The 13,817-nt window shown below is 44.7% G+C and carries 16 protein-coding genes; 7 read left to right on the top strand and 9 right to left on the bottom strand.

Annotated features, from left to right (window positions below):
- Positions 1 to 4 precede the first annotated feature (4 nt).
- Positions 5 to 655, top strand: a complete 651-nt coding sequence (locus tag A3712_RS17220) for a transglycosylase SLT domain-containing protein (RefSeq protein ID WP_082856256.1) — start codon at positions 5 to 7, stop codon at positions 653 to 655.
- Positions 656 to 679: 24 nt separating this feature from the next.
- Positions 680 to 1,198: an S-ribosylhomocysteine lyase gene (gene luxS, locus A3712_RS17225; RefSeq protein WP_063524416.1), complete on the top strand. Its 519-nt coding sequence runs from the start codon at positions 680 to 682 to the stop codon at positions 1,196 to 1,198.
- A 109-nt stretch (positions 1,199 to 1,307) separates the two neighbouring features.
- On the opposite strand, the gene A3712_RS17230 is transcribed toward luxS, so the two are convergent.
- Both A3712_RS17230 and A3712_RS17235 read right to left on the bottom strand, forming a co-directional pair.
- Entirely contained in the window at positions 1,308 to 2,579 is a 1,272-nt protein-coding gene (locus tag A3712_RS17230; RefSeq protein WP_063524417.1) for an HlyC/CorC family transporter, read from the bottom strand.
- Positions 2,580 to 2,706: 127 nt separating this feature from the next.
- A complete protein-coding gene (locus tag A3712_RS17235; protein WP_004738143.1) occupies positions 2,707 to 3,501 on the bottom strand; it encodes a cytochrome C assembly family protein in 795 nt (264 codons plus the stop codon).
- A gap of 200 nt (positions 3,502 to 3,701) precedes the next feature.
- Here A3712_RS17235 and ffh point away from each other — a divergent pair, with 200 nt between their 5' ends.
- From ffh to rplS, 5 genes are all read left to right on the top strand, one after another.
- Entirely contained in the window at positions 3,702 to 5,087 is a 1,386-nt protein-coding gene (ffh, locus tag A3712_RS17240; RefSeq protein WP_063524418.1) for a signal recognition particle protein, read from the top strand.
- A gap of 219 nt (positions 5,088 to 5,306) precedes the next feature.
- A complete protein-coding gene (rpsP, locus tag A3712_RS17245) occupies positions 5,307 to 5,555 on the top strand; it encodes a 30S ribosomal protein S16 (protein WP_004410028.1) in 249 nt (82 codons plus the stop codon).
- A 24-nt stretch (positions 5,556 to 5,579) separates the two neighbouring features.
- Complete coding sequence (rimM, locus tag A3712_RS17250; protein WP_032554095.1) at positions 5,580 to 6,134, top strand: ribosome maturation factor RimM; 555 nt, start codon at positions 5,580 to 5,582, stop codon at positions 6,132 to 6,134.
- A gap of 27 nt (positions 6,135 to 6,161) precedes the next feature.
- Positions 6,162 to 6,902: a tRNA (guanosine(37)-N1)-methyltransferase TrmD gene (gene trmD / locus A3712_RS17255; RefSeq protein WP_063524419.1), complete on the top strand. Its 741-nt coding sequence runs from the start codon at positions 6,162 to 6,164 to the stop codon at positions 6,900 to 6,902.
- 59 nt (positions 6,903 to 6,961) lie between these two features.
- A complete protein-coding gene (gene rplS / locus A3712_RS17260) occupies positions 6,962 to 7,315 on the top strand; it encodes a 50S ribosomal protein L19 (RefSeq protein WP_004738151.1) in 354 nt (117 codons plus the stop codon).
- A gap of 263 nt (positions 7,316 to 7,578) precedes the next feature.
- On the opposite strand, the gene yacG is transcribed toward rplS, so the two are convergent.
- The 7 genes from yacG to A3712_RS17295 form a co-directional block, all read right to left on the bottom strand.
- On the bottom strand, positions 7,579 to 7,776 hold the full coding sequence (gene yacG / locus A3712_RS17265; RefSeq protein ID WP_008222354.1) for a DNA gyrase inhibitor YacG: 198 nt from the start codon (positions 7,774 to 7,776) through the stop codon (positions 7,579 to 7,581).
- A gap of 80 nt (positions 7,777 to 7,856) precedes the next feature.
- Positions 7,857 to 8,597, bottom strand: coding sequence for a cell division protein ZapD (gene zapD / locus A3712_RS17270; RefSeq protein ID WP_063524420.1), 741 nt, complete (start codon positions 8,595 to 8,597; stop codon positions 7,857 to 7,859).
- Positions 8,598 to 8,623: 26 nt separating this feature from the next.
- Entirely contained in the window at positions 8,624 to 9,238 is a 615-nt protein-coding gene (gene coaE / locus A3712_RS17275; RefSeq protein WP_063524421.1) for a dephospho-CoA kinase, read from the bottom strand.
- Positions 9,239 to 9,240: 2 nt separating this feature from the next.
- Positions 9,241 to 10,110, bottom strand: a complete 870-nt coding sequence (locus A3712_RS17280; protein WP_063524422.1) for a prepilin peptidase — start codon at positions 10,108 to 10,110, stop codon at positions 9,241 to 9,243.
- A gap of 66 nt (positions 10,111 to 10,176) precedes the next feature.
- Positions 10,177 to 11,406: a type II secretion system F family protein gene (locus A3712_RS17285; RefSeq protein ID WP_063524423.1), complete on the bottom strand. Its 1,230-nt coding sequence runs from the start codon at positions 11,404 to 11,406 to the stop codon at positions 10,177 to 10,179.
- 15 nt (positions 11,407 to 11,421) lie between these two features.
- A complete protein-coding gene (gene pilB, locus A3712_RS17290) occupies positions 11,422 to 13,107 on the bottom strand; it encodes a type IV-A pilus assembly ATPase PilB (RefSeq protein WP_063524424.1) in 1,686 nt (561 codons plus the stop codon).
- Positions 13,107 to 13,580 (bottom strand): pilin, encoded by a 474-nt coding sequence (locus A3712_RS17295; protein ID WP_063524425.1) that lies wholly within the window; start codon positions 13,578 to 13,580, stop codon positions 13,107 to 13,109. Before A3712_RS17295 ends, pilB begins: the two co-directional genes overlap by 1 nt.
- Between the last annotated feature and the right edge of the window lie 237 nt (positions 13,581 to 13,817).

Below are 13,817 nucleotides of genomic sequence, written 5' to 3' on the forward strand. Positions count from 1 at the left end.
GTTGGTGGAAAGGAAGCAAGCCTTATTAGGTAATACTACTCGTGTGAGTAGCAATTGGTTACCTGTAGTCACTGTCGGTGTTGTCTCTAGCCTTTTGGTTGGGTGTGCAACACCACCGCCGAAACAGCAAGACAACCTATGTAGCATCTTCAGAGAGCATCCATCGTGGTACGAAGACGCCCTAGATATGCAAGAAGAGTGGGGTACTCCCATCAACGTAGCGATGGCTTTTGTAAAACAAGAAAGTAGCTTCCGTCATGATGCGCGCCCACCGAAAGATTACATTCTTGGTTTCATTCCTTGGGGCCGCGTAAGTAGCGCTTATGGCTATGCTCAAGCTCAGGACCCAGCTTGGGAAGACTTCCAAAAAACGACCAACAATGGCGGTTCAAGGACCAACTTTGATGATGCGCTGATGTTTATAGGCTGGTACACCAGTGAAACGCGTCGTCAACTCGGTATCTCGCTTTGGGACCCATATAACCAGTACTTGGCTTACCATGAAGGCCGCGGTGGTTATAAGCGCAAATCCTATAACAGCAAACCATCTTTAATTAAGGTGGCTCGTAAAGTCGAACAGCAAGCAAAAGATTATGGCTGGCAACTGAAACAGTGCCGCAAAGAATTAGAAGACAATCGAAGTTGGTTTTTCTAAAGCCAACCGTCACGGAGAATAGCAATGCCTTTATTAGATAGTTTTACTGTAGATCACACTCGTATGAACGCACCAGCAGTTCGTGTTGCAAAAACAATGCAAACTCCAAAAGGGGATACCATTACGGTATTTGACCTGCGTTTTACTGCACCAAACAAAGATATCCTATCTGAGAAAGGTATCCACACTTTAGAGCACTTATACGCTGGTTTCATGCGTGCTCAACTGAACGGTTCAGATGTAGAGATCATCGATATTTCACCTATGGGTTGTCGTACAGGTTTCTACATGAGCCTGATTGGTACACCTTCAGAGCAGCAAGTGGCTGATGCTTGGTTAGCGGCAATGCAAGCCGTGCTGAAAGTTGAGAGCCAGAACAAGATCCCTGAGCTGAATGAGTACCAGTGTGGTACGGCAGCAATGCACTCTTTAGACGAAGCGAAAGAGATCGCGAATACCATCATCGCTGCTGGTATCTCAGTAAACAAGAATGACGAGCTAGCACTGCCAGAGTCGATGCTTAAAGAGCTTAAAGTCGATTAGTCATTTGAGTTAGCTCTCGATGGGTAAGATATCAAAAGGCCCGGTTCATTGAACCGGGCCTTTCTCTTTTCTCACTTAGCAGGCCAATAGCGATTACTATCTGAACCTATTATCCATTTACGATCTGTGGAAATACACGTACTAGCTTGATACGGTTCTCTTCAAGCTCCACGATCTCCATTGGATGACTGGCAACTTGAACACTTAGGTGGCTCTCTGGTATGTCTTCAAGATGTTCTAGTATCAGACCATTCAATGTTCTTGGTCCATCTGTTGGGAGTGCCCACTGCAACCCTTTGTTGATATCACGAATGTTTGCACTGCCCTCAATGAGGAAGCTGCCGTCGCTCTGCGGTGTGATTTCATCAGACAAACTTGGCGTAATTGAAGTGGTAAACTCACCGACAATTTCTTCTAGAATATCTTCTAATGTCACCAAGCCATTGATATCACCGTACTCATCAACGATTAGACCGATGCGCTGTTTGTTGCGTTGGAATTTTAGTAGCTGAATATTGAGTGGGGTTGCTTCAGGAATGAAGTAGATTTCGTCTGCGGCACGCAGCAGAGTCTCTTTGTTGAATTCGTTTTTTTCAAGCATCAAACGATACGCTTCGCGCAGCCTTAGCATGCCAACTACTTCATCAATTTGGTCACGATAAAGAACAACTCGGCCATGAGGGGAGTGGGTCAGCTGGCGAACGATGGATTTCCAATCATCATTAATGTCAATACCGGTAATCTCGTTACGAGGCACCATGATATCATTCACGGTAACGTGCTCTAAATCTAGAATAGACACCAACATATCTTGGTGACGTTGAGGTATTAGATTGCCCGCTTCATTTACAACGGTTCTTAGCTCTTCAGAGCTCAAATGATCGGTCGCGTCGTGACTGGCTTTGACACCCAGAATACGAATGAAGCCATTGGTAATGAAGTTCACTAATATTACCAGTGGTGACAGTACCTTCATCAGAATCATTAGCAAGATGCTGCTAGCGTAGGAGACACGTTCAGGAAACAGAGAGGCGATGGTTTTTGGTGTGACCTCGGCGAATACGAGGATCACGAGAGTTAGGGTACCGGTTGCAACAGCCACACCTATGTCCCCGTAAATACGCATACCAATAATGGTTGCGATCGCAGAAGCGAGAATGTTGACAAGGTTGTTACCGATGAGAATGAGGCCTATCAACCTGTCGGGGCGGTTCAGAAGTTTTTCTACGCGCTTTGCACCTTTATGACCCGTGTTGGCCAAGTGCTTTAAACGGTAGCGGTTCAAAGACATCATGCCCGTTTCTGAACCAGAGAAATAACCAGAAATTACAATGAGACACGCGAGTAGCGCAAATAAGATACCCGTTGATATGTCGTCCAAAACTATTCTTTTCCTATTTGTGTATCTTAATTAACTTATGACCGAACATGGTCTAGATGTCAATTGAATCTATCTGACTCAATATTTTAAAGGCAAGGTATACGTAACCTTGCCTCTAATTTAGGTGTTATCTCAGGATGATTTCCTGAACGAAGCGACTACCGAAGTAGGCTAATGTGAGCATGCTGGCACCGGCAAGGGCGAACCAAGTCACCTTCTGACCACGCCAACCTTTTTGATAATGACCCCACAGAAGAATGGAGTAGATAACCCAAGCAATAAAAGATAATACGGCTTTGTGTGCTTTGCCTTGAGCGAACATGTCTTGTACGAAGATAAAGCCAGTCAACAAGGTACCCGTCAATAAGCCATTACCGATTAGGATGATCTTGAAAAGTTGTCTTTCGACCATCATTAATGGAGGTAGGTTAGGGTTGATAACCAATGCTTTCTTCTTTTTAAGTTTGTGATCTAGCCACGCAAGCTGTAGTGCGTATAGGGCACCAATGGTGAGCGTCGCGTAAGAAAACAGCGCCAAAGAGATGTGCATCAGCAATTTTGGATCATTCTCTAAATGTTTGATGAAGGTACTTGGAAGAAAAGTTGCCGCCATCAAGTTCAGTGCTGCGAAGCTATAAACCACAGGAAGAATGAACCACAGTCGGGTTTTGAGCATAGCACCGCTCATCACTAGAGAAATGATTAAACTGATCAGTGAGGCAACGTTTAAGATACTGAGGTTTTGACCACTGGCATTAAAGATTAAATCGCCAAGCAACCAAGCATGGAAAGCTAGAGCAAGTAATGCGCTGATAAACACCGTTTTTACACGTATCCCTGTTTGGTGCACGAGACCTGGAATGATCGTGGAAATCGCCATTGTATAAAGAAAGGCTGCTGCGATCGCAATAAGACTGTCCATGGTATCCATTAAAATGATTACTAATTGGCGAATTATACCTTGCATCGCTCTTTGGGGCTATGGTGAACCTCACTCAATTCCAAGGGAACACCGTCTCACATCACAAGCATGGATGATTAACGCTCTTCAACGGGTATGACTCTAATCCACGCTAATGTATACTCAACTTAATAGTCGCAGGATTGAGCGAAGAGAAAACTATGTTTGATAATTTAACGGATCGTCTATCCAAAACGCTGAAGAATATCAGCGGTAAAGGTCGTCTGACCGAAGACAATATTAAAGATACGCTACGTGAAGTGCGCATGGCGCTTCTTGAAGCTGACGTGGCACTGCCAGTTGTTCGCGATTTTGTTAAGCGCGTAAAAGAAGGCGCTGTGGGTGTTGAGGTTTCTAAATCTCTAACACCTGGCCAAGAATTCATTAAGATCGTTCAAGCTGAACTTGAAGCGGTGATGGGTGAATCTAACGAAGCGCTTAACCTAGCAGCACAACCGCCAGCAGTTATCTTAATGGCAGGTCTACAAGGTGCGGGTAAAACCACATCGGTAGGTAAGCTATCTAAGTTGCTGACGGAGCGTGACAAGAAGAAAGTATTGGTTGTGTCTGCCGACGTTTACCGTCCTGCGGCGATCAAACAACTTGAAACGTTAGCTAGCGATGTTGGCGTTGACTTCTTCCCATCTTCGGCTGACCAGAAGCCTATTGATATTGCTAATGCTGCAATCGACCACGCGAAGAAGAAATTCTACGACGTGCTACTTGTCGATACCGCTGGTCGTTTAGCAATTGATGAAGAGATGATGGGTGAGATCCAAGAGCTTCACACTGCAATCAACCCAGTTGAAACTCTATTCGTTGTTGATGCTATGACAGGTCAAGATGCGGCGAATACGGCAAAAGCCTTTGGTGATGCGCTTCCACTAACCGGTGTTATCTTAACGAAAGTTGATGGTGATGCGCGTGGTGGTGCAGCGCTGTCTGTTCGTCATATCACAGGCAAGCCAATCAAATTCTTAGGTGTTGGTGAGAAAACTGACGCACTAGAACCATTCCACCCTGATCGTGTTGCTTCTCGTATCTTAGGTATGGGTGACGTTCTGTCACTTATTGAAGATCTACAGAAAAACGTTGATACCGAGAAAGCAGAGAAACTGGCTAAGAAGTTCAAAGAGAAGAAAGGTTTTGACCTTGAAGACTTCCGTGAACAGCTAGGTCAAATGAAAAACATGGGCGGTATGATGGGCATGATGGATAAGCTTCCAGGCATGTCTCAACTACCAGACAACGTGAAAGATAAAGTTGATGACAAGATGTTCAAGCAGATGGAAGCGATCATCAATTCTATGACCATGAAAGAGCGTCAACGTCCTGAGCTAATTAAAGGCTCACGTAAAAAACGTATTGCCGCTGGTTCTGGTACACAAGTACAAGATGTAAACCGCATGCTTAAGCAGTTCACCCAAATGCAGAAGATGATGAAGAAAATGCAGAAGGGTGGCATGAAAGGCATGATGCGTAACATGCAAGGTATGATGGGCGGCATGGGTGGTATGGGTGGCGGCTTCAACCCGTTCGGCCGATAATCGCCTAATGTAACCTGTAGCACCTTTACTTTTCATAGTGTTATCTGTGTCACAGAAAGAATACAGACACTATGTTGGTGAAAAAATAGCTAAACCCCTTGCATTGCCCCGGAATAAGAGTAAAATTCCGGGGCTTTAATTTGGCACGAGACCCCAAGCTGTTTAGTGATAAATGGTTATTGGGGTTAATTATTTTATTAAGAAAGCAAAGAGGACGACATGGTAACCATTCGTTTGGCACGTCACGGCGCTAAGAAGCGTCCATTCTATCAAATCGTAGTTGCGGATAGCCGTAACGCTGCAACTGGCCGTTTCATCGAGAAAGTAGGTTTCTTTAACCCTACTGCTCAAGGTCAAGAAGAAGGTCTACGTCTAGACCTAGATCGCGTTAACCACTGGGTTGGTCAAGGCGCATCTCTATCTGATCGTGTAGCTAAGCTAGTTAAAGACGCTCAAAAAGCGGCTTAATTCTTTTTTAAAGAGAAATAGCTTATGTCGATGAAGGGTAAAGAAACGATGAGCAAGCAAGACGAAAAAATTGTTATGGGCAAGTTTGGTGCTACCTATGGCATTCGTGGCTGGCTTAAAGTTTTTTCCTACACAGACAACGCTGAAAGCATATTTGATTACTCTCCATGGTACGTTAACCAAAAGGGGAAGTGGGTTGAATTCAAAGTAGAAAGCTGGAAGCGCCATAACAAAGGTATGGTGTGTAAGCTGGAAGGTTTTGAGGTCCGCGAGGACGCTCATCTACTGACTAACTTTGAAATTGCTATAGACCCGGCTTCATTACCTGAATTGTCAGAAGAGGAATTCTACTGGCGTGAATTGTTTGGTATGCAAGTAGTAACCACTAAAGGTTACGATCTAGGTGTCGTTACCGACATGCTAGAAACTGGCTCAAACGATGTTCTAGTAATCAAAGCAAATCTTAAGGATGCTTTCGGACAAAAGGAACGGTTAGTACCGTACCTTGAAGAGCAAGTGATCAAGAAAGTTGATCGCGAAGCTCAACGGATCGAAGTTGACTGGGATCCTGGATTCTAACTTTAAAATCATAGAGCGAGAGAACACATGTGGGTTGGCGTAATTAGCCTATTTCCTGAAATGTTCCGTTCAGTTACTGATTTTGGAGTAACGGGTCAAGCGGTAAAGAAAGGTCTTTTATCTATTGAGACATGGAATCCTCGTGATTTCACTCATGATAAACATCGCACTGTTGATGATAGACCTTACGGTGGTGGTCCTGGCATGTTAATGATGGTTCAGCCTTTGCGCGACGCTATCCAAACTGCCAAACAAGCATCACCGGGAAAGACGAAAGTTATCTACCTTTCACCTCAAGGTCGTAAACTCGACCAGAAAGGTGTTGAAGAGCTGGCAACAAACGAGAATTTACTTCTTATTTGTGGTCGCTACGAAGGAGTAGATGAGCGCATCATTCAATCTGAAGTCGACGAAGAATGGTCGATTGGGGATTTTGTGATGACGGGTGGTGAACTGCCAGCCATGACGCTGATTGATTCAGTCTCTCGGTTTGTACCGGGTGTACTTGGAGATTTTGCTTCAGCAGAAGAAGATTCTTTTGCAAATGGTTTGCTAGATTGCCCTCACTATACGCGCCCTGAGGTGCTAGACGACAAAGAAGTGCCTTCGGTGCTCAAGTCTGGAAACCATAAGGACATTCGTCGCTGGCGATTACAACAATCGTTGGGCCGAACTTGGCTAAGAAGACCAGAACTCCTGGAAAACCTAGCTCTGACTGACGAACAGGAACAATTACTGGCTGAATTCATTAAAGAGCAACGCTCTTAACGAAAAGCAAGCAGTAACCTATTAAATTTAGTATCAGTTTATTCTAGGAATTTATACAAATGAGCAACATCATTAAGGCTCTTGAAGAAGAGCAACTAAAATCAGACCTTCCTAAATTCGCACCAGGTGACACTGTTGTAGTTCAGGTTAAGGTAAAAGAAGGTGACCGTGAGCGTCTACAGGCTTTCGAAGGCGTAGTAATCGCTATTCGTAACCGTGGTCTTCACTCTGCATTCACAGTTCGTAAGATCTCGAACGGTGAAGGTGTAGAGCGTGCGTTCCAAACTCACTCTCCAATGGTTGATAGCATCGAAGTTAAACGCCGTGGTGCAGTACGTCGTGCCAAGTTGTACTACCTACGTGAACGTTCTGGTAAGTCTGCTCGTATTAAAGAGAAGCTTGCTAAGAAGTAATTCTTTTTGCATTCTATCGATAAAAGCGGAGCCACTTGGCTCCGCTTTTTTGTGTCTGCTGTTTAGAGCTTTGAAAGTAAGATATCCCTAACTCGTTCGTCTATTACTAATGAAGGTGACAGAGTGAACCGAATACTAAAGTTACCGTTATTCCCTAGACAGACGAAGGAAGGAGTAGGGAATCTCTTTTGGCAAACACCAAACAATCGGCAATAAAAAAGGATTGACGCAAACGCCAACCCTTTAATAATTCTTCTCGAATCTTAATACTGGTCTTCTGACCAACCATCGCTATCAGACATATCTGGTGCGCCAGCGATACTGTTCTCTTCGTCTGCCCATTCACCGAAATCAATCATCTGACATTGCTTACTGCAAAACGGACGGTGTGGGCTCTGTTCACCCCATTCAACGTCAGTATTACATTGAGGGCATTTAACGATGGTGATTTTGTTCGACATAGTGATTCTTAATTAGAGGGTGTAATAACAAAGAGTTTTGGCTCAAGTGTTCGTTCAAGCCAAACGCTAAAGGAAATTAATTAGGTGCAGATAGCCAGCTCAAATTCGATATCTTGAGTAAAGGCTTGCCCTGTTTCAAAACTCATGAATTTAACAGCAAAGCGGTTTTTGTGCCCTGAGATCATCGGATAGGCACCGTATTGCATTGGAATGGATAGGCGAAGGATATTCGCTTCTTCTGCATCGCTCTGGAAGAAGCCAGCGCGAGCAATTTGCTCTTTGAAGTGGCCAGTCTCTCGAGTTAGCTTTAACCATAGCGTTAGCGCTTCGTACAGAGGCTGTAGGCTATCCATCCACGCTTTGGCATCTCTCATTCTCTTATCAAGAGGGAGGTGCAACCAATAATGCAGTGCCGGTAAGTCAAAGCAGCACGAACCGCCAGGCAGATTAAAACGTTGGCGAATGGCACTGAGAAAGCGGTCTTCCTTAAGTGATTGACCAAAACGCTCTGCGTGCATTAAGTCACGATAGATGTTGCCAATGTCATTGAGCAGTGACGCAAGCATCTCTTGATCGACACCTTCAACGTCTAACCAGCTTTTGTAGGTTACACGTTGCTTCTCAAGATCTTTTGCAAGTTCGCTCTTGAGTTGGATCTGCTCGAAGATTTCAATCAGATCAAAGATAGAGCGGAAAAAGAGTTGATACTGTTGAGCATCGGAAAATGTAGAAGACAGGTGTAACTGCCTCAAGAGCGATTCCACTCTTAGGTAGATGCGTGTTTTCTCATTTAGAGGATGTTCAAATTTGTGGGTGATCATCGAGCAAGCCTTCATTCAACATAGTTCTATTCTGACCCATCTACTGTACTGATTGCCAGATACTTTTTATGTAAATCTGTGATTTGCGGCAAAAGTTCTTGGTTTTTAGTATGGTTTTTAATCACGTCATCTGCAACTGCCAAACGTTGTTCTCTTGAAGCTTGTGATTTCAAAATTGATGCAACTTGTTCCCTAGAAACATTGTCACGGCTTATCGTTCGTTCAATCTGCACTTCGGTAGGCACATCAACAATTAATACGCGATCCGTCATGCCTTGCATCTGGTTTTCAACCAGTAGAGGTGCGACTAATAAACCATAGGGAGAGGTGACTTTAGACAGGTCACTGTCAATTTTGTCACGGATCATGGGATGAAGAAGCTCATTGAGCCATTGCTTTTGCTCTGGGTCTGAGAAGATCAGCTCGCGTAGCTTAGCTCGATTGAGCGTACCATCTTCAAGCAGGATAGCCTCGCCAAAGTGTTTGGTAATCTGCTTTAGCCCTTCACTACCCAGAGCGACCACTTCGCGTGCCACGATATCGGCGTCGACAATATCAATGCCAAAGTGTTCGTTGAATAGGTTGGCGACAGTTGTTTTACCACTGGCGATACCGCCACTTAATCCGATAATGATTGCCATGGTTACATTCCTAGTACTGAAGTGAAATACCAACCCATGATGTCGTTGCCCCACATCAAACTCACCCAGCCAGCAATCGCAAGGTAAGGGCCGAATGGGAAGGCTTTATCGATGCCTTGTTGTTTCAAGCGTAGCTGAATCAACCCAAACACTAGGCCAACGAGCGAAGACAACAGGATGATCATTGGAAGGTGCTGCCAACCAAGCCATGCACCAAGTGCGGCTAGTAACTTGAAGTCACCGTAACCCATGCCTTCTTTGCCTGTCAGTAGCTTGAACAGCCAGTACACTGACCATAAAGCGAGGTAACCAGCCATGGCACCGATTACAGAGTCTTGAAGCGATACTGGGCTGATATCAAATAAGGCTAAAGCGATACCAGACCAAACTAACGGTAAGGTAATTTGGTCCGGCAATAGCATGGTGTCGAGATCGATGAAAGTGGCGGTAATTAACGCAAAGGTTAAAAATATCAGTGCAATAGTGTAAAAATTGAAACCAAAGTGACTCGCGACAACTGTGCAAAGTATTGCATTCAGAAGTTCAACCAGAGGGTAGCGAATGCTGATCGGAGTGTTACAACTGTGACACTTACCCTTCAAGAATAACCAGCTTAACACTGGGATATTGTCGATGATTCTTAATTGAGTGTTGCATTTAGGGCAGGTAGAGCGAGGAACACTGAGGTTGAATTTTCCTTCTGGCGCGGGAATCTTATATTGTGAGAAATACTCCGAGCACTCTTGTTGCCATTCACGTTCCATCATAATTGGTAAACGATGTATGACGACGTTAAGGAAGCTGCCAATCAGAAGACTAAAAATGAATGCTAATACGGGGAATAGCCAAGGATAGTAGTGAAATACTTCCATAGTGTCCTTTACCACTTAATCAAGGTGAGTAGAGGTTTCTACTCATGGGTGTTTAGTTGCTTTTGGCTATCCTAACACACTCATAAGATTAAAGATCGGTAAGTACATCGCAACCACAAGACCGCCTACGACGGATCCTAAAAATACAATGATCAGCGGCTCTAATATTTTGCCCAAATTATCGACGGTATTGTCTACTTCAAACTCATAAATCGAAGCGACTTTGTTGAGCATTTCATCAAGGTTTCCTGACTCTTCGCCAATCGTCACCATCTGCAACATCATCTCAGGAAACGCATTGGTATTGCGCATGGCAATATACATGGGGATGCCAGCAGCGGTTTCACGATGTACTTCAATGATTGCTGATTCAAAGTGCAGGTTTCCTGCGGTTTTGGCCGTGGTTTTTAGGCTCATGAGAATGGGAATACCAGAGCCGAAACTGGTTGATAGTGTTCGACTGAACTTGGCAATAGAGGCTTTGGCCATGACACCGCCTAGAACTGGAAACTTTAACCCTAAGCGGCTGGTAGATAATCGAATCGAGTAGGAACGCTGACAGAGTTGATAAATAACTACGCCTGCCAACCCTGCACCTATAAACATATAAAAGCTGTATGCCTGCATCCAATGAGAAAGCTCAAGTACTTGCTGAGTCAACCAAGGGAGGTCGGCACCAAAGCCCGAAAACATAGACTCAAACTCAGGAATCACCATGGTCAGCATTAAATAAGAGACTGTGAGTGCGACAGTAACCACCATTGCAGGATAGATGAGCGCTTTGATGACCTTAGACTTGAGCTGTTCACTCTTCTCTCGATATGTCGCTAGGCGTTCAAATACTTGCACGAGGTTACCCGAGAGCTCACCCGTTGCGACTAAATCGGTATAAAGATCATCAAAGTGGCGACTCGCGGTTCGCATCGCTTTGGAGATAGGTGTGCCAGCTTCGACACCTTTACAGATGTGTGACAGGATAGATTTCATTTCAGCTTTACGATGATTATCTGAGACCAATTTAATTGCCTGCACAATTGGGACTCCGGTTCCTAGCATGGTCGCAAGCTGGCGGGTCAATACGGTTATATCCCGAGATTTAACTCGATGGGTTAAACGAATTAGTGCTGAAATACTTTTCTTTTTGATTTTATTTATCTGGATATGCTGATCTTTGAGCTTTTCTCGCACCTCCAATTCAGTAAGCGCTAAGGTTTGCCCTGACACTTTTTTGCCAGAGCTGTTGATACCTTTCCAGTGATAGCTTTTTAATTGTGATTGCTTAGGTTTAGTGATCATTGAAGCTCCAATAGACTATAGGTACAGAACACGTTGCAGTTCTTGATAGCTGGTGGTGCCTTCAAGTAGCTTGTCTAATCCTGACTCTTGCAGTGTACGCATCCCTTCTCGGCGAGCGAGGTCTTCTACCTCCAATGCATTTGGTTTGCTGATAAGGCTGTTTTTGAGTTTGTCGGTGAATGGCATCACTTCATAAATACCGACCCGTCCTGAATAGCCTTGATTGCACCCATTACACCCTTGTGGGTTAGCCCTATAAATGGTTTTGCTGTTAGGGATGGAGTGACGCAGGAAGATATCTGGTGAGTCGTCAACGGTTTTGCATTGATTGCACAAGCGCCTTGCCAGTCGCTGGGCAATGATCAAGCTCAACGATGAGGCTAGATTAAAGGGTTCAATCCCCATATGAGCGAGTCGAGTCACCGTTTCTGCCGCAGAGTTTGTGTGGAGCGTTGAAAGCACTAAGTGACCGGTTTGTGACGCTTTGATGGCGATCTCTGCGGTTTCTAAATCACGGATCTCACCGACCATCACCACATCTGGATCTTGTCGTAAAAATGATCGCAGGGCTTCAGCGAATCCAAAGCCAATCTTTGGCATTAATTGCACTTGGTTGATACCACATAGGTTAATCTCTACCGGATCTTCTGCGGTGGAGATATTACGTTCCGTGGTGTTCAATACTCGAAGGCCAGTATAAAGCGAGACGGTTTTCCCGCTGCCTGTAGGGCCAGTCATTAAGATCATTCCTTGCGGGCGTTTTAGTGCATTCATGTAGAGGGCTTTTTGATCGTCGCTGTAACCGAGTTTGTCGATATCGAGATTAGCTGCGCTGCTATCGAGTAGCCGTAAAACGATCTTCTCGCCCCATAGGGTTGGCAATGTGGAGACGCGCAAATCAATCGCGAGTTCGTCATTCAGGCGCAGTTTTATTCGTCCATCTTGAGGTAAGCGACGCTCAGCAATATCAAGCTTAGCGAGAATTTTTAAACGGGCGGATAAACGTCGGCTCAGGTGAGAAGCGGGTTGCTGGATCTCAACCAATATACCGTCACAACGCAGACGAACACGGTAGTGCTTTTCGTAAGGCTCAAAATGGATATCGGAAGCACCTTTACGTACTGCATCGACCAGTATCTGATTGATAAATCGGCTAACTGGAGAGTCGTCTTGACTAAGGTCTTCAATCGACGCGAGCTCGTCGTCAGATACTTCAACTAGGTTAGCCAGTTCATCTTGGGTGATTTCTTTGCGTTTTGAGTCTTGCCCAGAAATCGAGCGGCCGTATAACTTGCGTATCGCACCTTCCAGTTCTGAATAATTGGCGACTGCCAGTTCTATCTGCAGCCCAGTTGCAAAGCGAAAATCATCTTCAGCTTGTAAGTCGGTCGGGTCGGCGGAAGCAAGTGTGAGCGTCGAGTTAGAGACTAAGATCGGGATAGCTCGATATTTGGTAATTAACTCGCGAAGCCCTAGTCGGTCACACAAAGCTTCATAATCTGTGGTGCCCAGTTGAACTAACGGTAAGCCGAAGATGGCTTGTATATTGTTCGCTAGGGAGTCGCCTGTGAAGAGATCAAGAGCGAGTAAAGCTTCAGGAGTGGAAATACCTGAAGCTTGTATATGTTCTGCCACGGCTTGTTCTTGGGTCAGGCTAAGTAAATCAGCTTGACGTAGAACGGTTGGGAGGTTGGTGAGCATTATGGGCAATAAGTATCTTGTGTTGTGGTAAGAGTTGCATCTGTATAACATTCCGTAGCCCATGTAATACCTGTTGCGCCATAAAATGCTGTCATAACATAGGTTTCCCCTGTTTTGATTGGCCCTTTAGCAGCTGATGCCTTTATTCGAACATCTACCGCTCCTGAAGCACTGCCTCCGATAGCTTTAATTTCCATATTGTTTAATGTCAGTACATCTGGGACACCGTTATTGTTTGATACACAGCTAGTTTTAAATGTTGTGGCGTCTGACGCTGTTTCATGAGCACATAACTCAACTGCCATCTTTACTGCAGCTGCAGCTACAGGAAACTCAGATATAGTCGCTTTCTTCGTGTAGTTTTGATAAGCAGGTACAGCAAAGGCAGACAAAATGCCGATAATCGCCACCACGATCATCAATTCAATCAGCGTAAAGCCTTTTTGGTTCGTTCTTTTGTTCTTGTCATTCATTATCTAATTCCATTCTTTAGTTTGTTTCAGTGCGAGCACAAGATGGTAGAGAGAATAGAAGTCGAGGTGGGGAAGTGGAATGGTGTTCAGGTGTGGTCGCGAGTGGTTTTGAATTTATTGAATAGCTGTTGCATATAGCGCGCAAATTTATGCGATCAACTTAAATAACGCTTTGAAATACTGGTACTTAAGGCAATAAAAAAGGCACTGTCATCAATAGTGCCTTTATAGAAACTA

Origin of the sequence: Vibrio sp. HI00D65 (assembly GCF_001635455.1) — a bacterium.
Taxonomy (GTDB): domain Bacteria; phylum Pseudomonadota; class Gammaproteobacteria; order Enterobacterales; family Vibrionaceae; genus Vibrio.